Source organism: Pseudomonas sp. W2I6 (assembly GCF_030815935.1).
GTDB lineage: Bacteria > Pseudomonadota > Gammaproteobacteria > Pseudomonadales > Pseudomonadaceae > Aquipseudomonas.
On the sequence record NZ_JAUSXJ010000001.1, the window covers coordinates 5,117,665 to 5,140,247 of the forward strand.

The window sequence follows — 22,583 nt, forward strand, 5'->3', positions numbered from 1 at the left end:
CTGGAACTTACCTGATGCTGGATTCTCTGCTCGTCCCTACCGCAATCGTTGCCTTGGCCGAAATTGGCGACAAGACGCAACTGCTCGCGCTCATTCTCGCTGCACGCTTTCGCAAACCCTGGCCGATCATCGCCGGCATCGTCGCCGCGACTCTGGCCAACCATGCGGCCGCCGGTGCCGTGGGGGCCTGGTTCGGGAGTTTCTTCTCGGATGCGGTGCTGCACTGGATCCTCGCGGCGAGCTTCTGCGCCACGGCGCTGTGGACCCTGGTGCCCGACAAGCTCGACGATGACGAAGCCAGCACTTCCCGCAAGTTCGGGCCCTTCCTGACCACGCTGATCGCGTTCTTCCTCGCGGAAATCGGCGACAAGACCCAGATCGCTACCGTGATGCTCGCGGCGCAATACCCGGAACTGTGGCTGGTGATTATCGGCACCACCCTGGGCATGTTGATTGCCAACGTGCCGGTGGTGCTGGCGGGTAATTTTGCCGCGGACAAATTGCCGCTGACGCTGATTCGTCGACTGGCGGCTACGGCATTCTTCATCCTGGCCATTGTTGCGGTGTACAAGGCCATGCAGAGCAGTGGCTGGATCTAAACGTAACCCCATATGGGAGCTGGGCTTTTGTGGGAGCTGGCTTGCCTGCGATAGCATCACCTCGGTGCAACTGACACACCGAGGTGCCTGCATCGCGGGCAAGCCCGACTCCCACACAAGCCGGGCCCCCACATTCAGATTTGCATTTCAGCCTTATAAATCAGGATTTTTTCGCCTGCTGATACAACGGCATCACCTTCGGAATCGCCGCCTGCAACGAGGCGATCCGGCTGTCGGAGGCAGGGTGGGTGCTCATGAATTCAGGTGGCGAGCCTTCCGAAGCCTTGGCCATTTTGTTCCACAGGGTAATCGCCGCGTTCGGGTTGTAACCGGCACGCGCCGACAACTCCAGGCCGATCAGGTCCGCTTCGTTTTCATTGCTGCGGCTGTTGGGCAAGGTCATGCCGTAGTTGGCCACGGTATCGGCCAGCGCCAGGCTGTCCTGACCGAGGCCGAACAACGCACCGGCCCCCTGCTTCGCCATCTCGATACCGTAGGCCTTGGACATGGCTTCGCGGCCGTGTTCACGCAAGGCGTGGGCAATTTCATGGCCCATCACGGCGGCGAGTTCGTCGTCGGTCAACTTGAGATTGTCGATCAGCGCGCTGTAGACAAAGATCTTGCCGCCAGGCCCGCAGTTGGCGTTCATCTCGTCACTTTTGATCAGGTTCACTTCCCACTTCCACTGCGCCGCATCCGGACGGAAGGTGGGCGCCTGGGCGATCAAGCGGTTGGCGATCGCCTGCACGCGCTTGGCGTTGGCGCTGGTCTTGTCCACCAGGCCCTTGCCGCTGGCTTCACCCAGGGTCTGCTGGTAGGACTGCGCATACATCTGGTCGACTTCCTGGCTCGACAACATGCTGAACATGTACTGCTTGCGCTCAACCCCCACGGCGCCGCCGCTGGTGGTGTTGACCGACTGACAACCGGCGAGCAACAAAGCCGCGCCCAACGCACATACCGCCACTGTCTTTTTCATCAACCTGCTCCCTGAAAACATGGCGCGTATCGTAGTCGGCCAATTGTATCGACGCCAGATACAACAGACGTATAGCCACCTGATTTCAGATACATCCCACACTGCCGCAAAAAATTCACAAACGCTGGCAACCATTCCATTTACGACATTCGCCCATCCGGCACAGCCATTTTGAGGTAATGGCCCTCATGTCTCCCCCGCCCGCGGCCGATATACACAAGCAGCCAATCTCCCCCTGCGTTCGGAGCCGTCATGAAGTTCAAGTCGATTCAATTTTCTGTCGCGGCACTGGCCGGGGCCATTGTCCTGAGCGTGGTGGCGGTGTTGGTGCTGTATGCCTTGTTCGCCGGGGCGCGCACCCAGGAGATGGTGCAGGAACGCACCCAGGGCCAATTCGAACAAATCATCGAGCAGCGCCTGACCGCCCTGGCGCAAACCCAGGCGACGCTGATCCAGCGCGAACTCGAAGCGCCGCTGGTGACGGCCAAGGGCCTGGCCACCGCCAACGCCCTGATGGGCATGAAAGACGCCAACGGCAACCCGCAACTGGCGGTCTCCCGCGAACAGCTGATCAACCTGATCCACGAAACCGTGGTGCGTAACCCGAAGATTCTTGGCGCCTATATAGGCTGGGAAGCCAACGCCATCGACCACAACGATGCTGCCTACGTGAACAGCCCGGTGGTCGGCATCGAAACCAACGGCCGCTTCCTGCCGTGGTGGTTCCGCAATGCCGACGGCAGCCTGGGCCTGGATAAACTGGCTGACGTGGCCGACCAGACCATCCTGTCCACCGGCGTGCGCGCCAGTGAGTACTACCTGTGTTCCAAGGAAAGCAAAAAGCCCTGCGCCATCGATCCGGCCCCTTATAAAGTCGGGAATGCGATGGTGATGCTCGCCTCGTTTATCGAACCAATCATGATCGACGGCACCTTCCAGGGCATCGTCGGCGCCGACCTGTCGGTGAACTTCATCCAGGAAATGCTCACCAAGGCTGATCAGAATTTGTACAACGGTGCTGGCGAACTGGCGCTGATTTCCAGCAACGGCCGCCTGGTGGCCTACACCAAGGACGCCAGCAAGCTCGGGGAAAAGGCCAGCGACCTGCTGGACAGCAACGAACTGGCCAACCTCGGCCAACTGAAGATCGGCGAGGTGCGCTATGACGTGGACAAGCAACACGGGCATATCGAGCTGTTCCTGCCGTTCAACATCGGCCAGACCGACGCCCGCTGGACCCTGCTCCTGCAACTGCCCCTGAGTGCGGTAATGGCCGACCTGCAGGCGATGCAGCACGACCTCGACGCCCAGCGCAAAACCGATATTTTCGGCATGGCCGTGGCCGGGCTGCTGATCGCCGGCATCGGCTTGCTGGTGATCTGGCTGGTGGGCCACGGCATTGCCCGGCCGCTCAAGCAAATGGTGGCGATGCTCAATGACATCGCCCAGGGCGAAGGCGACCTGACCCGGCGCCTGACCAGTGATCGCGCCGACGAACTGGGGGCGATTGCCAGCGGCTTCAATACATTCCTGGCCAAGTTGCAGGGGATGATTACCCAGGTGGTGAGTTCGGTGCAGAAGGTCAGCGACTCGTCGGAGCACACCGCCGACATCGCGATTCGCACCAACCAGGGCGTGCACAAGCAAATGGTCGAGATCGACCAGGTGGCTACCGCCGTGCACGAGATGACCGCGACCGCACAGGACGTGGCGCGCAACGCCACCCAGGCCGCACAGGCCGCCAGCCACGCTGATCAAGCGGCGAGCCAGGGCATGCAGATTGTGCGCGACACCTCCACCTCCATCGGCGCCCTCGCCGAGGAAATCGGCAAGGCGGTCGGTGTGGTGCAGGCGCTGGCCAAGGACAGCGAGAACATCAATGCCATCCTCACGGCGATTCGCGGGATTGCCGAGCAGACCAACCTGCTGGCGCTCAACGCGGCAATCGAAGCCGCACGGGCCGGTGAGCAAGGGCGCGGGTTTGCGGTGGTGGCCGACGAGGTGCGCAACCTGGCGCAGAAGACCCAGAAGGCTACCGAAGAAATCCAGGCCATGATCCAGCAACTGCAGCAGGGCACCCGCGACGTGGTGCGAGTGATGGAAGACAGCCAGAACCGCACCGATGAAAGCGTGCAGCACGCGGCCAAGGCGGCTCAGGCGCTGGAGACCATTACCCGGGCGGTGTCGGTGATCAACGACATGAACACCCAGATCGCCAGCGCCGCCGAGGAACAGAGCGCGGTGGCCGAGGACATTAACCGTAACGTGATCAATATCGGACAGGTGGCCAATGAAGTGGCCGGCGGAGCGGATGAGTCGAGCGCGGCCAGCGCAGACCTGACCAAGCTGGCGGAGCAGCAGCGGCGGTTGATCAATCAGTTCAAGGTTTGAGTCAAGCGGCGCCCTTTTGGGCGCCTTCGCGAGCAAGCCCGCTCCCACATTCGACCGCATTCCTTCAGTTGAAATGCAATCAAATGTGGGAGCGGGCTTGCTCGCGAAGAGGCCGGCCGATTCAACACAACGCTCAACCCGGCGTCAGGCACTCCGGTCCATTCAGCTTCGGATCGTTGACCATATTGGCCAGCACCCGCTCGCGCAACGCGGTGGGTTCACTGGCCAACAAGGCCTGCAAGGTGTGCAGCGGGGTCTCGGGGTTCAGCCAGGCTGCCTGCCCCGCAGCATCCAGAATCAACGGTCGGCGCTGACTCTGCGCCGCCTGGGTCACCACCGCCGTACTCAACCAAACCTGCTCCTGCACCGGATACGCCTCCCAGATCGCCGCAAAGAACAGCGTGCTGCCCTCCCCCGGCGTCAGCCAGTACGGGCGCTTGCGCTGGGTGCCGCGCCATTCGTAGAAACCATTGGCCGGCAGCAGGCAGCGGCGCTGGCGAAACGCTTCGCGAAACATCGGCTGTTCGGCAAGGGTTTCCGCCCGGGCATGGGCCGGTGTACGAGAGAGATCGGTCAGCCAGGGCGGCGTCAGGCCCCAGCGCGCCCGCGCCAGGGTGTGCTGGCCGTCGCTCAGGCGCTGGATCAGCACCGAGTCATTGGGAGAGATGTTCCACTGGGCCTGCTGGTCGGCCGGGAAGCCCGGCAAGGCAGCAAACGCGGGGTTCCAGCGAAACAGGGCATAACGTCCACACATGGGGCAACACGACTCTTGGAGAAACTGGCCGACAGCCTAACAGACCAGCACGTCGGGAAAGCTGTCGGGTTCATCACCGGGCAGTGGTTGCGCACCGTTGTAGGCGGTGATCAGCTCGCGGGCGTAGGCGGCCTGGTCGTTCTCCACCGCCAGCGCCAGCAGGCCATAGATCGGCAGTTCGCCGGTACCCCCGAGCAAATCGCGCCCCACCAGGTGCGCGGTGATGCCCTCGCTTTCGAGCATGCCTTGCAGCAGCTCACCTTCCATCAGGTTTTCCGGCTCGTAGATTCGCTGCATGGGCGTACCTTTATTCGTTCTCGCTGCGCACGTTGAGCATCCATTCGTCGTCATGAACCTGCAGCTCGAAAACAATGGGCCGGCAGCACACCGGGCAGTCTTCTATATATTCCTGATCACCCCCGGACAGGTCCAGTAACGCCGTGACTACCTCTCCACAATAAGGACATTCGTACGACTCCTCTTCCATCGCGGTCTCCAAGGTGACTTGTGCGTATAATCGCCGGTCTATTTACAGGGCTATTTTTCGTCCCGGCCAATTGCCCGGACCACGCCCTGATATTTATTGTTCCAAACCTTTACTTACCCTAGCCGTTTCTAACAAGAGAGCATGATGGGCGAATTCGATACCATCCGACCTTACAACGACAGCGAAGTCCCGGCAGTGCTGGCCCGACTGTTCAGTGACAAGGCCTTTCTGGACATCCTGACCCACTTTCGCTTCCCGCGCTTTGCCGGCGCTTTCGGCTGGCTGCTCAAGCCGATGATCGCTCATAAACTGCGCCGTGAGTTCGCCGGCGTCACCACCGTGGCCACGCTGCAGGACAAAGTCGAGTTTTACGTCGACCACACCATCGAGCGGGCAACCGACGGCGTGACCTATACCGGCGTGGAGCAGTTCAAGTCCGGCAGCGCCTACCTGTTCCTGGCCAACCACCGCGACATCGTGATGGACCCGGCCTTCGTCAACTACGCCGTGTATCACGCCGGCCTGCCGACGCCACGCATCGCCATCGGCGACAACCTGCTGCAAAAGCCGTTTGTCAGCGACCTGATGCGCCTGAACAAGAGTTTCATCGTGCACCGCTCGATCACCGGGCGCAAAGAGAAGATGGCGGCCTACCAGTTGCTGTCGGCCTACATCAACCATTCGATTCGCAACGACTGCCAGTCGATCTGGATCGCCCAGGCCGAAGGCCGCGCCAAGGATGGGGATGATCGCACCGAGTCGGCGATCCTCAAGATGTTCCACATGAGCCGCAAGGACGAGCCGTTCGCCGAGGTCATCCAGTCACTGAACCTGACGCCGGTGTCCATCAGCTACGAATACGACCCGTGCGACGCAGCCAAGGCCCGCGAGCTGTACATCCGCGCCACCACCGGCACCTACAGCAAGGCGCCGGGGGAAGATGACGTGAGCATTGCCCTGGGCATCACCGGCTACAAGGGCCGGGTACACGTCAACTTCGCGCCGCCGATCACCGAGGCGTTCGAAGACACCAAGCTGTTGGCGATCGAAATGGACCGGCAGATCCTGGGTGGGTATCGGTTGTTCCCGGTGCATTACCTGGCGTACGCCCAATGGAGCGATGCCGATCCGCAATTGCAGGTACCGACCGCAGCCGAGGTATTCCCGGCGGACGAGTTGGCCAAGGCAAAGGCAGAGTGGGAGCGGCGCTTGAATGCGTGCCCGGCCGAGCATCGGCCGTATCTGGTGTTGCAATACGCGACGCCGGTGAGGAATCAGTACCGGGTCAAGGCCGGGATTGCCCTATAACCCGGTACCAGCAACAGCGCAAACCCAATGTGGGAGCGGGCTTGCTCGCGAAGGCGGTGGATCAGCCAATCATGTATTGACTGACACCGCGCTTTCGCGAGCAAGCCCGCTCCCACAGTTGTTTTTAGGGTGTTCCTACAATCGGGTACTAAGAAAGGACACCAGCAACGCCAGCCCCAGACAGGCAAACCCCAACCGGTAGAACAGGCGATAGGTACGCTGCGTCAACACGTCCAGATACAGCATCGGCTGATCAATGGCACGCAGTTCGCTTTGCGCGGCAAGGCGGGCCATCGCGCGCTGTTCATGCAGGCGCGTGACAAACAGCAGCCATGCCGCCGGGCAGGCCAGTAACAGGGCAAGGGAATTGAGCAGTAGTGCGGTCAGCGACATCGCAAACCTCGATGTATCAGTGTCTTGGTATCAATCCAGATACAAACCTGAATGATATGCGCCGCCTGCGCGTCATTACTCCTTCCCCATTGACGGCTAATGTATCCAGTAATTTACAGCGTCACCTGAACGTCACCTTAACAAGCCACTCTGTTGCCCTTCGAAAGCCCGGGAGCTTGTCATGTTGCACGCGCAGAACCAGGATCGGCTGTATCTGATTGCCCCAAGCGATGAGCAAGAGGCCCTGGTGGGCGGCCTCGCGTTCAATGTGCAGGACCGCCACTGGCTGGTGTACTGCGCCCTCGGCGGGCACCAGCACGCCGACCTCCCGGAGCTGGATTTGCTGACTGGAGTGAGTGTGCTGGACTTTTATGTCGAAACGGCTGCATGAAAACTGCAGGCGTAAAAAAACCGGGCTCATCGCTGAGCCCGGTTTTTTTATGCACGGTTACTGCGAGCTGAGCAGCGAACCGATGCTCGGGTCCTTGAACAGGCGCGTCAGGGCATCGCTCAACACGTCGCTGACCAGCTTGGTGTTGGTTTCCTGGTTCGGCGCCATGCCGAAGCGCTGGTCCAGGGATGCGCCGTAACGGCCGCTGTAGCGACGGGTACCGGCAGTCACGTCGGATTTGAAGGTCGCGCCGATGGTGGCTTCAGTCACGTACAGGCCTTCCTTGGGCGACTGATACTTCAGCTCGGCCAGGGTGATGGTCAGTTGTGGCGCACCTGGCGAGTTGGAAGGGGTGAAGCCCAGCAGGCGCACGGCCGCTTCGGCCTGGGCTTGCAGCTTGGGCAGCACGTCCGCACCGGTCACCGTAATGGCGCTGGTTTCCGGGTACAGGCCGCCACGGGTGCCGAGGGTCGGCGACGGACGACCGTCAACCACACGCACCGACACCGGCTGGCCATGGCCGACAGGCGCCAGCTGGGTGGTGATTTTCGGTTGCGGGCTGAGTTGTTGCGGGCTGTGGGCGCAGCCAACCAGGGTCAAACTGGTCACAGTGATCAAACCGAACAACAGGCGTTGCAACATACTCATTTCTCCAGGACTAGATGCAAACAGGGCGCCAGTATAACGGTGAGCGCGCGCCACTCACCAGAATTCCTGAACGGCGCCTGAACTGTCGGCGAAATTACAATTTTCACACAGAACCGTCACCTCAATGTCATGCCAGACTGCCAACCTTCGCAGCATGTAACGAACCGGGTACACAGCCATGCGCCTTCTCAAATCTTTGTTCTTTTCCCACGCCAGCCATCGCCACTTTGCCCTGCTCGACGCCCAAGGCTGCTGCCAGGCTTTCAAGCAGTGCGGCCTGCCGCCCGTCGGTGAAGGCTGGGTCGAAGTCGAAGAGACCCGCCTGAGCTGGATGCACCGTCCGCTGCCCGCCAGCGCGCGCGTCAGCCCCCGGGTTTCGCAGCCACAGGCACGGCACGCGTTGGCCTCCTGACCAGACTGCTAATAAAAGTCATTAAACACGTCCATTTGCGCGCATTTCTTCGCTACAATCTCCCCCCGATTATAAGGACGTCTCCTGATCGGGCCTCGCAGCATCGCTAATGCACTTGTATTAGCTCCCCCGCACCGCCCACAGAGAGCCGCCCACACAGATCGTGTGAAGCTGGCGAGCTTGCTGTTTTCTCTGCAAACCATCGTCTTTACCCGAATCTGCCAGAGCTGCCATGCGCTCGGCCACTTGAGTTGTTTGCCCGTTTTGCCGCTTGCCGGCAGTGATTTCGGGCCAGGTGCCAGGCTGGGGCAGCCCTTTTTTGAGGTTCACGTCTTCAAAAGAGCGTGAAAAAAACGGGTTTTCACAACTTCACAAGAGTGTGGCGAGCAAATGAATAGTTTTGCGTTTGTACAAGCACCATCAGCGTCTGGAACAGCCCCACCACACAGGACCGAGCACTCCTCAAGAACCGGAGCTTGAAGCCTGTCCGCTACGGATTTGGTTGCACGATCGGACGAGCTTGACCATAAGTCGAATTGCCACAGGCGCCCTTAAATGCGTTCATACGCAGATCAGGCCCGGTCGGCAGCGTCCGCTTGCGATAAATTGCGAAGAATCGGACATGGCGATCCTGGCCATGGGTAACCTGGGGCATCACGTGAACCGCCCCGTCACTCCTGGCAGCCATGCCGTCAATTTGGTGCTGCAGATTTTGGAGACGCGTTAAATGGCGCATAACGAAGCAGTCGACGTAGTACTGGTAGGTGCGGGCATCATGAGTGCCACCCTCGCCGTACTGCTCAAAGAGCTCGACCCCGGCCTCAAGCTGGAAGTCGTTGAGCTGATGGATTCGGGTGCCGCGGAAAGTTCCAACCCGTGGAACAACGCCGGTACCGGCCACGCCGGGCTGTGTGAGCTGAACTACACACCGCAGGCCGCCGACGGCTCCATCGACATCAAGAAAGCCGTGCACATCAACACCCAATTCGAGGTGTCGAAGCAGTTCTGGGCCTACCTGACCAAGAAAGGCACCTTTGGCTCGTCCAAATCCTTTATCAGCCCCGTGCCGCACCTGAGCTTCGTACAGGGCGAGAAAGGCGTGTCGTTCCTCAAGAAGCGCTTTGAAACCCTCAGCCAGCACCACGCGTTCTCGGACATGCACTACACCGAAGACCGCAGCGAGATGGCCGAGTGGATGCCGCTGATGATGCCCGGCCGCCCGCTGGACGAAAAAATCGCCGCCACCCGCGTGATGAACGGCACCGACGTCAACTTCGGTGCCCTGACCAACCAGTTGCTCTCGCACCTGACCAGCGCCCCGGACGCCCAGGTCAAGTACAGCAAGCGCGTCACCGGCCTCAAGCGCAACGGCGCCGGCTGGACAGTGAGCATCAAGGACGTCAACAGCGGCAACTCCCGTGATGTGGACGCCAAGTTCGTGTTCCTCGGCGCCGGTGGCGCGGCCCTGCCGCTGTTGCAAGCCTCGGGCATCGAGGAAAGCAAGGGCTTCGGCGGCTTCCCGGTCAGCGGCCAGTGGCTGCGTTGCGACAACCCGGAAGTGGTCAAGCACCACCAGGCCAAGGTCTACAGCCAGGCAGCCGTGGGTTCGCCACCGATGTCGGTGCCGCACCTCGACACCCGTGTGGTCGACGGCAAGAAATCCCTGCTGTTCGGGCCATACGCCGGTTTCACCACCAAGTTCCTCAAACACGGCTCGTTCCTTGACCTGCCCATGTCGATTCGTGCCGGCAACATCGGCCCGATGCTGGCCGTGGCCCGGGACAACATGGACCTGACCAAGTACCTGGTCAGCGAGGTGCGCCAGTCCATGGAGCAGCGCCTGGAATCCCTGCGTCGCTTCTACCCTGAGGCAAAAGCCGAAGACTGGCGCCTGGAAGTGGCCGGCCAACGGGTGCAGATCATCAAGAAAGACCCGAAGAAAGGCGGCGTGCTGCAATTCGGTACCGAACTGGTTGCGGCCAAGGACGGTTCGCTGGCCGCCCTGCTGGGCGCGTCCCCAGGTGCTTCGGTGACCGTGTCGATCATGCTGGAACTGATCGAACGCTGCTTCCCGACGAAAGCCGCCGGTGAGTGGGCCGCCAAGCTGCACGAGATCTTCCCGGCTCGGGAAAAGGTCCTGGAGACCGATGCCGAGCTGTATCGCAAGATCAACACGCAGAACAACATCAGCCTGGAACTGGTTGAGCAGAGCAGCGAGACCGAAAGCTACGCTTGAGCGTCGTGACGCAGAGTGTCAGTGGATGCATCCCCACGCAGAGCGTGGGAACGAAAAACGCCCCAATGGGGCGTTTTTTTTCGTCCGCAACAATCAGCCGCGGGCTTGTTCGATCAGCTCAATGTACTCGGCGGCGTTGCGCTGGTCCTTGATCACTTCAACGAAGGTCAGGCCATGCTCGTCCTTGCCATCGAGGTCCAGGCCGGCTTCCTTGAAGAAAACCAGGAAGCGTTCGAAGTCGTCGATACGCAGGCCGCGGTAGGCCTTGATCAGTTTGTGCAGGGACGGCGAAGTGGCGTCTACCGGCTCGAAATCCAGGAACAGCTTGATTTGCTCGTCGCCGATTTCATCACCAATCACCTGTTTCTTATCTTTACGCATTACCGACTCCAGCCTGCAGACATTTACACGGGAAAAGCAGTTTACCTGCGGCACAGCGGCTTCGAAAGCTACGCGAACCAATGTGGGAGCCGGCTTGCCTGCGATAGCGGTGCATCAGTAACAGATGGGCCAACGGACCCACCGCTATCGCAGGCAAGCCAGCTCCCACATTGACTGTATTTACACCGCCGAATGCGCGTCGGCTGGATTATTTGGCGCGCACCGCCCCGGTGTGCAAATCGGCCCAGATATGGCCGTTGGCGTAAGTGAGGAATTGCACATAGACCGTGTCATTGCGCAACAAGTCGACGATCACCCGATACTGGGTCACCGGATACGACAAGGTCAGGGTTTTGCTTTTGTCGTCGAACACCGGCTTTTTCAGGCTTTTGCTTTCAGCATCGAAATTGAGAATCACCTGGGCGATGGACGCGCCTTTATTCAGGGACTTGCCCTTGAGGCGGATCATCAACGGCGAGGTCACCGGGATCGGCTGCTGGGTGGATTGGCGCTGGTTACCCACCACCACCGAATACTCGGTGACTTGCAGCAATTGCTGCTGGTCCGGGGTTTCGGCGCGCAGAGTCAGGTCGTCGGGCGGCAGGAATTGGCTGTGCAGCGGCGCCGGAGCAGCCGCCAGGGGCAAACTGAGGGTCAGCGCCAGGGCGGCGCAGGTGCGAATCAACAGGCTCATGAACAGCTCCAGACGCAGGGGCCAAGCACGATAGCATGACAACCCTGCGCCTGAATCCCGCTTACATCCCTTTGACGGCGTAGATCCCATTGGCGTTGCGCCAGTAGCCTTTGTAGTCCATGCCGTAACCGAAGATGTAACGGTCAATGCACGGCAGGCCCACGTAATCGGCTTTCAGGTCCGGACGGGCCTTGCGGTCGTGGTCCTTGTCGATCAGCACGGCAGTGTGCACCTTGCGCGCGCCGGCGTGTTTGCAGAAGTCGATGATCGCGCCCAGGGTGTGACCTTCGTCGAGGATGTCGTCGATGATCAGCACGTCGCGGTCGATGAACGAGACTTCCGGCTTGGCTTTCCAGAACAGGTCGCCGCCACTGGTTTCATTGCGATAGCGAGTGGCGTGCAGGTAGGACGCTTCCAGCGGGAATTGCAGGTGGGTGAGCAATTTACCGGCGAAAATCAGGCCACCGTTCATCACGCAAAAGACCACCGGGTTGGTGTCGGCCATTTCACGGGAGATGTGCGCGCCGACCTTGGCGATGGCCTCTTCGACTTGCGCTTCGGTGTACAGGCAGTCAGCCTCGCGCATGATTTGACGGATATGCTCGAGATCAGCGGACATGGCGCTCTCCAAGGGGGTGCTGTGGCAAGAAAAGCGGGCAAAGGTACGCATGTGAGGCCCAACGTTCAAGCCTTAATGGACTAACGTACTAGATGTCTATAGGACAACACCCTCGGATAGATTAATCTAGGCCGGTTTTTTTGCCCGCCGCCGGAGCCTTTCCCCATGCCCATCCGTGAGATCCGCCATCCGCTGATCCGACATAAACTCGGCCTTATGCGCCGCGCCGACATTAGCACGAAGAACTTCCGTGAGCTTGCTCAGGAAGTCGGAGCGCTGCTCACCTACGAGGCGACCAAAGACCTGCCCCTGGAAAACTACGAGATCGCCGGTTGGTGTGGTCCCGTCCAGGTCGAGAAAATCGCCGGCAAGAAGATTACCGTGGTGCCGATCCTGCGTGCCGGTATCGGCATGCTCGAAGGCGTGCTCAGCCTGATCCCGGGTGCCAAGGTCAGCGCCGTAGGCGTGGCCCGCAACGAAGAGACGCTGCAGGCCCACACCTACCTGGAAAAACTGGTACCGGAAATCGACGAGCGCCTGGCGATGATCATCGACCCGATGCTCGCCACCGGCAGCTCCATGGTTGCCACCATCGACCTGCTGAAAAAAGCCGGTTGCAAGGACATCCGCGCCATGGTGCTGGTGGCCGCTCCCGAAGGCATCGCCGCCGTCGAGAAAGCCCACCCGGACGTGTTGATCTACACCGCATCCATCGATGAACGCCTGAATGAACATGGCTACATCATCCCGGGCCTGGGCGATGCCGGCGACAAGATCTTCGGTACCAAGCAGAAGGACGCGTGACCATGCAGGATGAGTTCAACGACCCGCTTTGGCGCCAGATCCTGTCTGGCGCACAGATGCTCTTCGTAGCATTTGGCGCGCTGGTGTTGATGCCGCTGATCACCGGTCTCGATCCAAACGTCGCCCTGTTTACCGCAGGCTTGGGCACCTTGTTGTTCCAGGTGGTTACCGGGCGCCAGGTACCGGTGTTCCTGGCGTCGAGCTTTGCGTTTATCACCCCGATCATTCTCGCCAAGGGCCAGTTCGGCCTCGCTGCGACCATGGGCGGCGTGATGGCGGCCGGCTTCGTTTACACCTTCCTGGGCCTGGCCGTGAAGATCAAGGGCACCGGTTTCATCGACCGGCTGCTGCCGCCGGTGGTGATCGGGCCGGTGATCATTTCCATTGGCCTGGCCATGGCGCCGATTGCGGCCAATATGGCGATGGGCAAGGCCGGTGACGGCAGTGAGTTGATCCACTACCAGACCGCCATGCTGATCTCGATGCCGGCGCTGCTGACCACGTTGATCGTGGCGGTGTTCGGCAAAGGCATTTTCCGCCTGGTGCCGATCATCTCCGGCGTGCTGGTGGGTTTCGCCATGTCGTTCTACTTCGGCGTAGTCGACACCGCGAAGATCGCTGCCGCACCGTGGTTCGCCCTGCCCCACTTCACCGCGCCGGAATTCAACTGGCAGGCGATCCTGTTTATCGTCCCGGTGGCCCTGGCCCCGGCGATCGAACACATCGGTGGTGTGATTGCGGTGGGCAGCGTGACCGGTCGCGACTACCTGAAGAAGCCCGGCCTGCACCGCACCCTGCTGGGTGACGGGATCGCCACCACCGCTGCCGGCCTGTTCGGCGGCCCGCCCAACACGACCTACGCGGAAGTGACGGGCGCGGTGATGCTGACCAAGAACTACAACCCGAAGATCATGACCTGGGCGGCGGTATTTGCCATCAGCCTGGCGTTTATCGGCAAGTTCGGCGCGCTGCTGCAGAGCATTCCAGTCCCGGTAATGGGCGGGATTCTGTGCCTGCTGTTCGGCTCGATTGCCGCAGTGGGGATGAACACCCTGATCCGCCACAAGATCGACCTTGGCGAAGCGCGCAACCTGGTGATTGTGTCGGTGACCCTGGTGTTCGGAATTGGCGGTGTGCTGGTAGGCACCGGCACTGGCCCGGATGACTTTGGCCTGAAGGGCATCGCCCTGTGTGCGGTGGTAGCGATTGCGTTGAATCTGCTGCTGCCGGGCAATGACGGCTGGAAGAACAGGAAGCCGGATGAGCCGCTGATCTAACTGCCAACGCAAAACCAATGTGGGAGCGGGCTTGCTCGCGAATGCAGTGTGTCATTCAGCACATCAGTGACTGAACCACCGCATTCGCGAGCAAGCCCGCTCCCACATTTTTTGAGTTTCAGTGTGGCTTACAGCTCACCCAACGCATCGATCAGCGCCTGGTTCTGCTCCGGCGTGCCAATACTGATCCGCAGGAACTGGGCAATCCGCTCCTGCTTGAAGTGCCGCACAATCACCCCCTGCTCCCGCACCTTGGCCGCCAGCCCGGCAGCGTCGTGCCCTGGATGCCGGGCAAAGATGAAGTTGGCCGCCGACGGCAGTACTTCAAACCCCTTGGCCTGCAGTTGCGCCACCAGCTTTTCACGGCTATCGATCACCAACTTGCAGGTGTTCCGGAAGTATTCGCGGTCTTCAAAAGCGGCGGCCGCGCCGACAATCGCCAGACGGTCCAGCGGGTAGGAGTTGAAGCTGTTCTTGACCCGCTCCAGCGCCTCGATCAGATCCGGGTGGCCCACGGCCAGGCCCACCCGCAAACCGGCCAGGGAGCGCGACTTGGAGAGGGTCTGGGTCACCAGCAGGTTCGGGTAACGGTCCACCAGGCTGATGGCGGTCTCGCCGCCGAAGTCGATATAGGCTTCATCGACCACCACCACCGAGTCCGGGCTGGCCTTGAGGATTTGCTCGACGGCGTCCAGCGCCATCACGCAACCGGTCGGCGCGTTCGGGTTCGGGAAGATGATCCCGCCGTTGGGCCTGGCGTAGTCCGACACGCGGATCTGGAACTGTTCATCCAGCGGCACTGCGTCGAAGGCAATGCGGTACAGGCCGCAGTACACCGGGTAGAAGCTGTAGCTGATGTCCGGGAACAGCAGCGGCAGGTCGTGCTGGAACAAACCGTGGAAGATGTGCGCCAGGACTTCATCGGAGCCGTTGCCGAGGAACACCTTGCCCGCGTCGATCCCGTAGTACTTGGCCACCGCCTGCTTGAGCAGGTCGCTGTTGGGGTCCGGGTACAAACGCAGATTGTCGTTCAGCTCGGCCTGCATGGCAGCCAGCGCCTTGGGCGATGGGCCGTAGGGGTTTTCATTGGTGTTGAGTTTTACCAGCTTGGTCAGCTTCGGTTGCTCACCGGGCACGTAAGGCACGAGATCCTTGACGAGCGGGCTCCAGAATTTGCTCATGTTTCAGTTCCCCTGCTTATCGTCAACGATGCGGTATTCGGCGCTGCGGGCGTGGGCGGTCAGCGACTCGCCACGGGCCAGCACGGAAGCGGTCTTGCCCAACTCCGACGCGCCCTCTGGCGAGCAGAAGATGATCGACGAGCGCTTCTGGAAGTCATATACGCCCAGCGGCGAGGAGAACCGCGCAGTGCCCGACGTGGGCAGCACGTGGTTGGGACCTGCGCAGTAGTCGCCCAGGGCTTCGCTGGTGTGGCGGCCCATGAAGATCGCGCCGGCGTGGCGAATCAGCGGCAGCCAGGCTTGTGGGTCGGCGACGGACAACTCCAGGTGTTCCGGGGCGATGCGGTTGGCCACTTCGATGGCTTGCTCCATGTCGCGGACCAGGATCAGGGCGCCACGGCCATTGATCGACTTCTCGATGATCTCGGCGCGCTCCATGGTCGGCAGCAGCTTGGCGATGCTGGCGGCGACCTTGTCCAGGAATTCGGCGTCCGGGCTGACGAGGATCGCCTGGGCGTCTTCGTCGTGCTCGGCCTGGGAGAACAGGTCCATGGCGATCCAGTCCGGGTCGGTCTGGCCGTCACACACCACGAGGATTTCCGAAGGGCCGGCGATCATGTCGATGCCGACCTGGCCAAATACATGGCGCTTGGCCGTGGCCACGTAGATGTTGCCCGGGCCAACCACCTTGTCGACCTTCGGCACGCTTTCGGTGCCGTAGGCCAGGGCCGCTACCGCTTGGGCGCCACCGATGGTGAACACGCGATCAACGCCCGCGATGCAGGCCGCTGCCAGCACCAGTTCGTTGATTTCGCCGCGCGGGGTAGGCACCACCATGACCACTTCGGTCACGCCGGCCACCTTGGCCGGAATCGCGTTCATCAGTACCGAGGACGGGTACGACGCTTTGCCGCCCGGCACGTACAGGCCAGCACGGTCCAGCGGCGTGACCTTCTGGCCCAGTACGGTGCCGTCGGCCTCGGTGTAGCTCCAGGAATCCTGTTTCTGTTTCTCGTGGTAGCTGCGCACCCGCGCGGCCGCCACTTCCAGGGCTTCGCGCTGGGGCGCGGTGATGCGGGTCAGCGCCAGCTCCAGGCGTTCGCGGGGCAGGATCAGGTCGGCCATGGAGGCGACATCCAGGCCATCGAACTGCCGGGTAAAATCAACCAGCGCCGCGTCACCGCGCTCGCGCACGGCCTTGATGATGTCGAGCACCCGCTGGTTGACCGAATCGTCGGACACGCTTTCCCAGCTCAGCAGATGATCCAGATGATGGGCGAAATCCGGGTCGGCAGCGTTGAGTCGGGCAATTGCAGTGGACGTGGTCATAGCGAGGGCCTCATAGGAATGGCAAAAATGCTCAGGCGCCGAAAGTTAGCAGTCGATCCGCTTGGGCACCTGAGAATTCTGGCTATGAGGCGGATAGACGGGCGCGGCTTGGGGCCGCGCGGGTGAGTCAACCGCGGTGTCGAGACTCCACTGCCTTGCGCAGGGTGTCGATCAACGCCTGGATACGGGCGTGCTGCATTTTCATCGAAGCTTTGTTGACGATCAGCCGGGAGCTGATGTCGGCGATAAAGTCCTGGGGCTCCAGGCCGTTGGCGCGCAGGGTGTTACCGGTGTCGACCACGTCGATGATCTTGTCGGCCAGGCCGATCAGCGGTGCCAGCTCCATCGAGCCGTAAAGCTTGATGATATCGACCTGGCGGCCTTGCTCGGCGTAGTAACGCTTGGCAACGTTGACGAACTTGGTCGCCACCCGCAGGCGGCCTTTAGGCTCGACGTCACCGACACGGCCGGCGGTCATCAGCTTGCACAGGGCAATACGCAGGTCCAGCGGCTCGTACAGGCCCTGGCCGCCATATTCCATCAACACGTCTTTGCCAGCGACGCCGAGGTCGGCCGCGCCATGTTCAACGTAAGTTGGCACATCGGTGGCACGCACGATCAGCAGGCGAACGTCGTCCTGGGTCGTGGGGATGATCAGCTTGCGGCTCTTGTCCGGATTCTCGGTCGGCACGATGCCCGCTTCAGCCAGAAGCGGCAAAGTGTCGTCAAGGATGCGGCCCTTGGACAGTGCGATGGTCAACATGGGAAACGTCAGTCCTTCATCAGGCTATTGCTGTCCGGTCGCAATCGGCGCCAGACACAGATCGAGGCCATTACAGCCTCGACTTGAAACAAATCAGCTAACAGCATACATCGTCGTGTGGCGAGGGAGCTTGCTCCCGCTGGGGCGCGAAGCGGCCCTGATCTTTGTTTAAAAAGACTGGGACTGCTGCGCAGTCCAGCGGGAGCAAGCTCCCTCGCCACAATGAACGTGTTTGCAGTTCCTGGAACTAGCCCGGTACGCGGCGGATTTTCGCGCCGAGCATCTGCAGCTTCTCTTCGATGCACTCGTAACCACGGTCTATGTGGTAGATGCGGTCGATGAGGGTGTCGCCGTCAGCGCACAACGCCGAGATCACCAGGCTGGCGGAGGCACGCAGGTCGGTAGCCATCACTGGCGCGCCCTTGAGCTTCTCGATGCCGGTCACGATGGCGGTGTTGCCTTCGACCTGGATCTTGGCGCCCATGCGGTGCAGCTCGTACACGTGCATGAAGCGGTTTTCGAAGATGGTCTCGATCACGGCACCGGTGCCTTCGGCAATCGCGTTCAGGGAAATGAACTGCGCCTGCATGTCGGTCGGGAACGCCGGGTACGGAGCGGTACGCACGTTAACGGCTTTTGGCCGCTTGCCATGCATGTTCAGCTCGATCCAGTCTTCACCGGTGGTGATCTCGGCGCCGGCTTCCTTGAGTTTTTCCAGGACGGCTTCGAGGATGGTCGGATCAGTGTCCTTGACCTTGACACGGCCACCGGTGACGGCAGCCGCGACCAGATAGGTACCGGTCTCGATGCGGTCCGGCATCACCTTGTAGGTAGCCGAATGCAGGCGTTTCACGCCATCAATGGTGATGGTGTCGGTGCCGGCGCCGGTGATGTTGGCACCCATGGCGATCAGGAAGTTGGCCAGGTCGACCACTTCCGGCTCGCGCGCGGCGTTTTGCAGCACGCTGCGGCCATTGGCCAGGGCAGCGGCCATCATGATGTTCTCGGTACCGGTCACACTGACGGTATCAAAGAAGAAGTTTGCGCCACGCAGGCCGCCTTCCGGCGCCTTGGCCTTGATGTAGCCGCCTTCGACGTCAATGGTTGCACCCATGGCTTCGAGGCCACGGATGTGCAGGTCCACCGGACGCGAACCGATGGCGCAACCGCCAGGCAGTGCGACTTCGGCTTCGCCGAACCGGGCAACCATCGGGCCCAGTACCAGGATCGAGGCGCGCATGGTTTTCACCAGCTCGTACGGTGCGATCAGGGTCTTGATGGTGCGCGGGTCGATTTCGACGCTGAGTTTCTCGTCGATCACCGGCTCGATGCCCATGCGACCGAACAACTCGATCATGGTGGTGATGTCATGCAGGTGCGGCAGGTTGGCCACGGTAACCGGGCCATCGCACAGCAAGGTCGCTGCCAGGATCGGCAGGGCGGAGTTCTTCGCCCCGGAAATACGGATCTCGCCATCAAGACGAGCACCGCCGGTAATAATCAATTTATCCATAAGAATCTCGACGCCTTGGGGGCTCAGGTGCGCTCGGCCCAGGCCGCGCGGCTGAAAAATTTCATAGTGACCGCATGGATGCTGCCATCGGTGATCCACGGGTTCAAATGGGCATAGATCTGCTGCTGACGCTTGACCGGGCTCAATGCCGCCAGTTCATCGCTAATCACGTTCAGCTGGAAATTGCAGCCTTCGCCCTCAACTTCAACATTAGTTTCGGGCAGCTTTCCTTCAAGGAAGCTTTTAACTTCTAGGGCCTGCATGATCAACCTCTATGGGCGCCCAGTGCGCGCGGGTCGCACATCATACAAAAAAGCCCCGCGCCTGCGAACCCCGCATAGCAGGACTCTGACGGGGGGCTTCTTTAATAATGTGTATTAAGGATGCGCCAACAGCTCGGTCAGACCGGAAACCTCAGCGATTTCACGCATGTCTTCGGGCAATGCACGAATGCTCACCGGCTTTTTGACGGCCTGCGCATCGCGCATGAAACACAGCAGCAACGACAAGCCGACGCTGCTGGACTTCACCACCGCCGAGCAATCCAGCACCAGCGCAGGAGCGGTACTGGCATTGATCAGCGCCTGGCCCTGCTTGCGCAGGGCGGGTCCAGTGCTGTAATCCAGCACGCCGCTGAGCAACAGCTCACCGGACTCGCCAAGGCGAATGGCCGACTCGGTCATTGGGCAGGCTTCCCGGCAGCTTTGTCGGTTTCTTCCTTGGCCTTGGCCACTTCACCGGCCCAACCGTTGATGGTTTTGTCCAGGTCGTTGCCATTGCGCTGCATGGCATCCGCGAACTGGTCACGGAACAGCTTGCCAATGTTGATGCCGTTGATGATCACGTTACGCAGTTTCCACTCGCCATTGACCTTCTCGAGCGTGTACTGCACAGGGTAGACCGCGCCGTTGTTGCCCTTGACGCTCATGTTGACGCTGGTGCGGTCACCCGACTCATCCCCGGCAGGGGCGACGGTAATCCCCTGGTTGTTGTACTCCAGCAGGGCGTTGCCGTAGAACTGGAACAAGCCCTTCTTGAAGTTTTCCTGGAATGTCTGCATCTGCGCAGGCGTAGCCTTGCGCGAGTATTTGACGGTCATGATGCTTTTGGAAATACCTTCAGCATCAACAACAGGCCCGACAATCGTGTTCAGCGCGTTATAGAACTGACTCGGGTCCTGCTTGTACTTTTCCTTGTTGGCACTCAGGTCAGCCAACATCTTGTTGGTGGTGTCCTGCACCAGGTCATGCGCAGAACCGCCGGCAGCGGCGTTAGCCATCAACGGCAGTGCCGCGAGCAGTACCAACAGGCCACGTCGCAAAGTAGAGATCATGAACACATTCCTCATTTGGCGTCTTTATTGACGGTATTGAGCAGGAATTTACCGATCAAGTCCTCCAGCACCAACGACGACTGTGTGTCATGAATGGTCGAACCATCCTTGAGCAGGGCAGATTCCCCCCCGACGCTGATGCCGATGTACTTCTCGCCCAGCAGGCCAGCGGTGAGGATAGACGCAGTGGAGTCAGTCGGCAGGTTATCTACCTTCTTGTCCACCTGCATGGTCACACGGCCGGTGAAGCTGTCGCGGTCCAGATCGATTGCCGTGACCTTGCCGATGGTTACACCCGCCATGGTCACTTTAGCTCTGACAGTCAAACCGGCGATATTGTCGAAGTAGGCGTAAAGTTTATAAGTATCGGCGGTGGGGCTGGCCGATAGGCCGCTGACTCGCAGGGCGAGCAACAGTAAAGCCAGGATGCCAGCCAGCAAGAAAAGGCCGACACCGATTTCCACAGTGCGGTTTTGCATCAGAAATCTCCAAACATCAAGGCGGTCAAAATGAAGTCAAGGCCCAGTACCGCCAGCGAGGCGTACACAACGGTCTTGGTGGTGGCGCGACTGATCCCTTCTGAGGTGGGCTCACAGTCATAGCCTTGGAATACGGCGATCCAGGTCACTACAAAGGCGAAGACGATGCTTTTAATGATGCCATTGAGCACGTCGCCGCTGAAGGTCACGCTGTTTTGCATGTTGCCCCAGTAGGAGCCGTCGTAGACCCCCAGCCAGTCAACCGCGACCCAGGAACCGCCCCAGATTCCCACCACGCTGAACACCATCGCCAGCAGTGGCAGGGAAATGAAGCCGGCCCACAGACGCGGGGCAACAATGTACTTGAGCGGATCGACACCGATCATTTCCAGGCTGGACAGCTGTTCGGTGGCCTTCATGTTGCCGATTTCGGCCGTCAGTGCCGAACCGGCACGCCCGGCAAACAGGAGAGCGGTCACCACCGGGCCCAACTCACGCAACAGCGTCAGGGCAACCATCTGCCCAACAGCCTGCTCGGACCCATAGCTGGAGAGGATATTGAAGCCTTGCAGCGCCAGCACCATGCCGATGAACACCCCGGAGACCACGATGATCACCAGGGACATCACGCCCACGGAGTGCAGTTGCTTGATCAGCAGGCCGAAACCGCCGCCAATACCGCCGCGGCCGAGCAAGGCATGAAACAGGAAAATCGTCGAACGCCCCAGCACACCGATGATATCGATGCCGGAGCGACCGAAAAGGCGAACCTTTTCGAGTAATGATGTCTTGCGCATCAGCGCTTCCCCAGAAGATCTGAGCGGTAGTCCGCTGCCGGAAAGTGAAAAGGCACCGGGCCATCGGGATCGCCGGTCATGAATTGGCGAATGCGCGGGTTGTCTGCGTTCATCAATTCTTCAGGCGTGCCCTGCCCCAGCACCTGGCCATCGCCCACTACATATAGGTAGTCGGCAATGCTCGCGGTCTCGGCCAGGTCGTGGGAAACCACGATACTGGTGATACCCAACGCATCATTGAGCAGGCGGATCAGGCGTACCAGCACCCCCATGGCAATCGGGTCCTGGCCAACGAAAGGCTCGTCGTACATGAGAATCTGCGGGTCGAGGGCGATGGCACGCGCCAGGGCGACACGACGCTTCATGCCTCCGGACAACTCGTCGGGCATCAAATCGATAGCACCGCGCAGCCCGACGGCCTGCAATTTCAGCAACACAATGTCACGAATCATTTCATCGGACAGCTGTGTATGCACCCGCAGCGGGAACGCCACGTTTTCGAAAACATCGAGATCGGTAAACAACGCGCCGCTCTGGAACAGGACGCCCATGTGTTTGCGGGCATCGAACAGGTCACTGCGCGAAAGGGTCGGCAAGTTCTGGCCATTGACCCAGACTTCACCGGCGGAGGGGCGCAATTGCATGCCCATCAGGCGCAGCAGCGTAGTCTTGCCGCAGCCGGAAGGCCCCATGATGCCCGTGACTTTGCCGCGGGGAATGCGAATATCCACATTATTGAAGATGCTGCGCGTACCGCGCTTGAAGGAAAGGCCCTTCAGCTCGACCGCGTAGGCGTTATCGGCACTCATCTAAAC

The 22,583-nt window shown here is 60.6% G+C and carries 27 protein-coding genes and 1 pseudogene; 9 read left to right on the forward strand and 19 right to left on the reverse strand.

Going from position 1 to position 22,583, the window contains the following annotated elements; all coding sequences use genetic code 11:
- Positions 1–14: 14 nt before the first annotated feature.
- Entirely contained in the window at positions 15–599 is a 585-nt protein-coding gene (locus tag QF039_RS23555; RefSeq protein ID WP_003216166.1) for a TMEM165/GDT1 family protein, read from the forward strand.
- Between the two features lie 160 nt (positions 600–759).
- Here QF039_RS23555 and QF039_RS23560 read toward each other — a convergent pair whose 3' ends face one another.
- The gene (locus QF039_RS23560; protein ID WP_003216165.1) at positions 760–1,578 is read right to left on the reverse strand and encodes a M48 family metallopeptidase; all 819 of its coding nucleotides are present in this window, start codon (positions 1,576–1,578) and stop codon (positions 760–762) included.
- A gap of 1,332 nt (positions 1,579–2,910) precedes the next feature.
- Between QF039_RS23560 and QF039_RS33825 the strand changes: the two are divergent.
- Together QF039_RS33825 and QF039_RS33830 are read left to right on the forward strand one after the other, a co-directional pair.
- Positions 2,911–3,111: pseudogene (locus tag QF039_RS33825) on the forward strand (HAMP domain-containing protein); the annotation flags it as partial.
- Between the two features lie 114 nt (positions 3,112–3,225).
- A complete protein-coding gene (locus QF039_RS33830) occupies positions 3,226–3,969 on the forward strand; it encodes a methyl-accepting chemotaxis protein (RefSeq protein WP_371135980.1) in 744 nt (247 codons plus the stop codon).
- A 133-nt stretch (positions 3,970–4,102) separates the two neighbouring features.
- Here the strand turns inward: QF039_RS33830 and QF039_RS23570 are convergent, their stop codons facing one another.
- The 3 genes from QF039_RS23570 to QF039_RS23580 are packed head-to-tail and all read right to left on the reverse strand — an operon-like array spanning position 4,103 to position 5,210.
- Entirely contained in the window at positions 4,103–4,723 is a 621-nt protein-coding gene (locus QF039_RS23570) for an SOS response-associated peptidase (protein WP_003216163.1), read from the reverse strand.
- Positions 4,724–4,759: 36 nt separating this feature from the next.
- On the reverse strand, positions 4,760–5,020 hold the full coding sequence (locus tag QF039_RS23575) for a putative signal transducing protein (RefSeq protein ID WP_017477710.1): 261 nt from the start codon (positions 5,018–5,020) through the stop codon (positions 4,760–4,762).
- Between the two features lie 10 nt (positions 5,021–5,030).
- Positions 5,031–5,210, reverse strand: a complete 180-nt coding sequence (locus QF039_RS23580; RefSeq protein ID WP_177008734.1) for a CPXCG motif-containing cysteine-rich protein — start codon at positions 5,208–5,210, stop codon at positions 5,031–5,033.
- Between the two features lie 144 nt (positions 5,211–5,354).
- Here QF039_RS23580 and QF039_RS23585 point away from each other — a divergent pair, with 144 nt between their 5' ends.
- Positions 5,355–6,518, forward strand: a complete 1,164-nt coding sequence (locus tag QF039_RS23585; RefSeq protein WP_029615884.1) for a 1-acyl-sn-glycerol-3-phosphate acyltransferase — start codon at positions 5,355–5,357, stop codon at positions 6,516–6,518.
- Positions 6,519–6,653: 135 nt separating this feature from the next.
- On the opposite strand, the gene QF039_RS23590 is transcribed toward QF039_RS23585, so the two are convergent.
- The gene (locus QF039_RS23590) at positions 6,654–6,911 is read right to left on the reverse strand and encodes a hypothetical protein (protein ID WP_003216159.1); all 258 of its coding nucleotides are present in this window, start codon (positions 6,909–6,911) and stop codon (positions 6,654–6,656) included.
- Between the two features lie 181 nt (positions 6,912–7,092).
- Between QF039_RS23590 and QF039_RS23595 the strand changes: the two genes are divergently transcribed.
- On the forward strand, positions 7,093–7,302 hold the full coding sequence (locus QF039_RS23595) for a hypothetical protein (protein WP_008434269.1): 210 nt from the start codon (positions 7,093–7,095) through the stop codon (positions 7,300–7,302).
- A gap of 57 nt (positions 7,303–7,359) precedes the next feature.
- On the opposite strand, the gene QF039_RS23600 is transcribed toward QF039_RS23595, so the two are convergent.
- On the reverse strand, positions 7,360–7,944 hold the full coding sequence (locus QF039_RS23600; protein WP_003216157.1) for a YajG family lipoprotein: 585 nt from the start codon (positions 7,942–7,944) through the stop codon (positions 7,360–7,362).
- Between the two features lie 184 nt (positions 7,945–8,128).
- Between QF039_RS23600 and QF039_RS23605 the strand changes: the two genes are divergently transcribed.
- Positions 8,129–8,362, forward strand: coding sequence for a hypothetical protein (locus QF039_RS23605; RefSeq protein ID WP_307520998.1), 234 nt, complete (start codon positions 8,129–8,131; stop codon positions 8,360–8,362).
- A 727-nt stretch (positions 8,363–9,089) separates the two neighbouring features.
- Positions 9,090–10,598 carry a malate dehydrogenase (quinone) gene (gene mqo, locus QF039_RS23610; protein WP_003216154.1) on the forward strand — a complete coding sequence of 503 codons (1,509 nt, stop codon included), beginning with the start codon at positions 9,090–9,092 and terminating at the stop codon, positions 10,596–10,598.
- Between the two features lie 93 nt (positions 10,599–10,691).
- Here mqo and QF039_RS23615 read toward each other — a convergent pair whose 3' ends face one another.
- The 3 genes from QF039_RS23615 to QF039_RS23625 form a co-directional block, all read right to left on the reverse strand.
- Complete coding sequence (locus QF039_RS23615; RefSeq protein WP_003216153.1) at positions 10,692–10,979, reverse strand: PA4642 family protein; 288 nt, start codon at positions 10,977–10,979, stop codon at positions 10,692–10,694.
- A gap of 208 nt (positions 10,980–11,187) precedes the next feature.
- Entirely contained in the window at positions 11,188–11,673 is a 486-nt protein-coding gene (locus QF039_RS23620; RefSeq protein ID WP_307521001.1) for a hypothetical protein, read from the reverse strand.
- Between the two features lie 61 nt (positions 11,674–11,734).
- Positions 11,735–12,292: a hypoxanthine-guanine phosphoribosyltransferase gene (locus QF039_RS23625; RefSeq protein ID WP_003216150.1), complete on the reverse strand. Its 558-nt coding sequence runs from the start codon at positions 12,290–12,292 to the stop codon at positions 11,735–11,737.
- 165 nt (positions 12,293–12,457) lie between these two features.
- Between QF039_RS23625 and upp the strand changes: the two genes are divergently transcribed.
- Both upp and QF039_RS23635 read left to right on the forward strand, forming a co-directional pair.
- Positions 12,458–13,096, forward strand: coding sequence for a uracil phosphoribosyltransferase (gene upp / locus QF039_RS23630; protein WP_003216149.1), 639 nt, complete (start codon positions 12,458–12,460; stop codon positions 13,094–13,096).
- 2 nt (positions 13,097–13,098) lie between these two features.
- Positions 13,099–14,373, forward strand: a complete 1,275-nt coding sequence (locus QF039_RS23635) for a uracil-xanthine permease family protein (protein ID WP_087692860.1) — start codon at positions 13,099–13,101, stop codon at positions 14,371–14,373.
- 128 nt (positions 14,374–14,501) lie between these two features.
- Here QF039_RS23635 and hisC read toward each other — a convergent pair whose 3' ends face one another.
- The 10 genes from hisC to QF039_RS23685 form a co-directional block, all read right to left on the reverse strand.
- Entirely contained in the window at positions 14,502–15,554 is a 1,053-nt protein-coding gene (gene hisC / locus QF039_RS23640) for a histidinol-phosphate transaminase (protein ID WP_003216145.1), read from the reverse strand.
- Between the two features lie 3 nt (positions 15,555–15,557).
- Complete coding sequence (gene hisD, locus QF039_RS23645) at positions 15,558–16,883, reverse strand: histidinol dehydrogenase (RefSeq protein ID WP_008434283.1); 1,326 nt, start codon at positions 16,881–16,883, stop codon at positions 15,558–15,560.
- Positions 16,884–17,010: 127 nt separating this feature from the next.
- Complete coding sequence (gene hisG, locus QF039_RS23650; protein WP_003188599.1) at positions 17,011–17,646, reverse strand: ATP phosphoribosyltransferase; 636 nt, start codon at positions 17,644–17,646, stop codon at positions 17,011–17,013.
- Positions 17,647–17,893: 247 nt separating this feature from the next.
- Positions 17,894–19,159: a UDP-N-acetylglucosamine 1-carboxyvinyltransferase gene (gene murA / locus QF039_RS23655; protein ID WP_003216140.1), complete on the reverse strand. Its 1,266-nt coding sequence runs from the start codon at positions 19,157–19,159 to the stop codon at positions 17,894–17,896.
- Between the two features lie 23 nt (positions 19,160–19,182).
- Positions 19,183–19,422 carry a BolA family protein gene (locus tag QF039_RS23660; RefSeq protein WP_008434291.1) on the reverse strand — a complete coding sequence of 80 codons (240 nt, stop codon included), beginning with the start codon at positions 19,420–19,422 and terminating at the stop codon, positions 19,183–19,185.
- Between the two features lie 114 nt (positions 19,423–19,536).
- Complete coding sequence (locus QF039_RS23665) at positions 19,537–19,842, reverse strand: lipid asymmetry maintenance protein MlaB (protein ID WP_003216137.1); 306 nt, start codon at positions 19,840–19,842, stop codon at positions 19,537–19,539.
- Positions 19,839–20,492 carry a phospholipid-binding protein MlaC gene (locus QF039_RS23670; protein ID WP_003216135.1) on the reverse strand — a complete coding sequence of 218 codons (654 nt, stop codon included), beginning with the start codon at positions 20,490–20,492 and terminating at the stop codon, positions 19,839–19,841. Before QF039_RS23670 ends, QF039_RS23665 begins: the two co-directional genes overlap by 4 nt.
- Positions 20,493–20,503: 11 nt before the next feature.
- The gene (mlaD, locus tag QF039_RS23675; RefSeq protein WP_003216133.1) at positions 20,504–20,971 is read right to left on the reverse strand and encodes an outer membrane lipid asymmetry maintenance protein MlaD; all 468 of its coding nucleotides are present in this window, start codon (positions 20,969–20,971) and stop codon (positions 20,504–20,506) included.
- Positions 20,971–21,768: a lipid asymmetry maintenance ABC transporter permease subunit MlaE gene (mlaE, locus tag QF039_RS23680; RefSeq protein ID WP_003216131.1), complete on the reverse strand. Its 798-nt coding sequence runs from the start codon at positions 21,766–21,768 to the stop codon at positions 20,971–20,973. The genes mlaD and mlaE overlap by 1 nt, the downstream gene beginning before the upstream one ends.
- Positions 21,768–22,577, reverse strand: coding sequence for an ATP-binding cassette domain-containing protein (locus tag QF039_RS23685; RefSeq protein ID WP_003216128.1), 810 nt, complete (start codon positions 22,575–22,577; stop codon positions 21,768–21,770). The genes mlaE and QF039_RS23685 overlap by 1 nt, the downstream gene beginning before the upstream one ends.
- Between the last annotated feature and the right edge of the window lie 6 nt (positions 22,578–22,583).

Excerpts from the sequence above, each read along its gene's own strand:
- QF039_RS23605 (WP_307520998.1), top strand. The coding sequence starts at position 8,129 with ATGCGCCTTCTCAAATCTTTGTTCTTTTCCCACGCCAGCCATCGCCAC.
- QF039_RS23590 (WP_003216159.1), bottom strand. The coding sequence starts at position 6,911 with ATGTCGCTGACCGCACTACTGCTCAATTCCCTTGCCCTGTTACTGGCC.
- QF039_RS23615 (WP_003216153.1), bottom strand. The coding sequence starts at position 10,979 with ATGCGTAAAGATAAGAAACAGGTGATTGGTGATGAAATCGGCGACGAG.
- QF039_RS23570 (WP_003216163.1), bottom strand. The coding sequence starts at position 4,723 with ATGTGTGGACGTTATGCCCTGTTTCGCTGGAACCCCGCGTTTGCTGCC.
- QF039_RS23560 (WP_003216165.1), bottom strand. The coding sequence starts at position 1,578 with ATGAAAAAGACAGTGGCGGTATGTGCGTTGGGCGCGGCTTTGTTGCTC.
- hisG (WP_003188599.1), bottom strand. The coding sequence starts at position 17,646 with ATGTTGACCATCGCACTGTCCAAGGGCCGCATCCTTGACGACACTTTG.
- QF039_RS33830 (WP_371135980.1), top strand. The coding sequence starts at position 3,226 with ATGGTCGAGATCGACCAGGTGGCTACCGCCGTGCACGAGATGACCGCG.
- mlaD (WP_003216133.1), bottom strand. The coding sequence starts at position 20,971 with ATGCAAAACCGCACTGTGGAAATCGGTGTCGGCCTTTTCTTGCTGGCT.
- mlaE (WP_003216131.1), bottom strand. The coding sequence starts at position 21,768 with ATGCGCAAGACATCATTACTCGAAAAGGTTCGCCTTTTCGGTCGCTCC.
- QF039_RS23685 (WP_003216128.1), bottom strand. The coding sequence starts at position 22,577 with ATGAGTGCCGATAACGCCTACGCGGTCGAGCTGAAGGGCCTTTCCTTC.
- QF039_RS23575 (WP_017477710.1), bottom strand. The coding sequence starts at position 5,020 with ATGCAGCGAATCTACGAGCCGGAAAACCTGATGGAAGGTGAGCTGCTG.
- mqo (WP_003216154.1), top strand. The coding sequence starts at position 9,090 with ATGGCGCATAACGAAGCAGTCGACGTAGTACTGGTAGGTGCGGGCATC.
- QF039_RS23595 (WP_008434269.1), top strand. The coding sequence starts at position 7,093 with ATGTTGCACGCGCAGAACCAGGATCGGCTGTATCTGATTGCCCCAAGC.
- QF039_RS23585 (WP_029615884.1), top strand. The coding sequence starts at position 5,355 with ATGGGCGAATTCGATACCATCCGACCTTACAACGACAGCGAAGTCCCG.
- QF039_RS23670 (WP_003216135.1), bottom strand. The coding sequence starts at position 20,492 with ATGATCTCTACTTTGCGACGTGGCCTGTTGGTACTGCTCGCGGCACTG.
- QF039_RS23635 (WP_087692860.1), top strand. The coding sequence starts at position 13,099 with ATGCAGGATGAGTTCAACGACCCGCTTTGGCGCCAGATCCTGTCTGGC.
- QF039_RS23660 (WP_008434291.1), bottom strand. The coding sequence starts at position 19,422 with ATGCAGGCCCTAGAAGTTAAAAGCTTCCTTGAAGGAAAGCTGCCCGAA.
- QF039_RS23625 (WP_003216150.1), bottom strand. The coding sequence starts at position 12,292 with ATGTCCGCTGATCTCGAGCATATCCGTCAAATCATGCGCGAGGCTGAC.
- QF039_RS23620 (WP_307521001.1), bottom strand. The coding sequence starts at position 11,673 with ATGAGCCTGTTGATTCGCACCTGCGCCGCCCTGGCGCTGACCCTCAGT.
- hisC (WP_003216145.1), bottom strand. The coding sequence starts at position 15,554 with ATGAGCAAATTCTGGAGCCCGCTCGTCAAGGATCTCGTGCCTTACGTG.
- hisD (WP_008434283.1), bottom strand. The coding sequence starts at position 16,883 with ATGACCACGTCCACTGCAATTGCCCGACTCAACGCTGCCGACCCGGAT.
- upp (WP_003216149.1), top strand. The coding sequence starts at position 12,458 with ATGCCCATCCGTGAGATCCGCCATCCGCTGATCCGACATAAACTCGGC.
- QF039_RS23600 (WP_003216157.1), bottom strand. The coding sequence starts at position 7,944 with ATGTTGCAACGCCTGTTGTTCGGTTTGATCACTGTGACCAGTTTGACC.
- QF039_RS23580 (WP_177008734.1), bottom strand. The coding sequence starts at position 5,210 with ATGGAAGAGGAGTCGTACGAATGTCCTTATTGTGGAGAGGTAGTCACG.
- murA (WP_003216140.1), bottom strand. The coding sequence starts at position 19,159 with ATGGATAAATTGATTATTACCGGCGGTGCTCGTCTTGATGGCGAGATC.
- QF039_RS23555 (WP_003216166.1), top strand. The coding sequence starts at position 15 with ATGCTGGATTCTCTGCTCGTCCCTACCGCAATCGTTGCCTTGGCCGAA.
- QF039_RS23665 (WP_003216137.1), bottom strand. The coding sequence starts at position 19,842 with ATGACCGAGTCGGCCATTCGCCTTGGCGAGTCCGGTGAGCTGTTGCTC.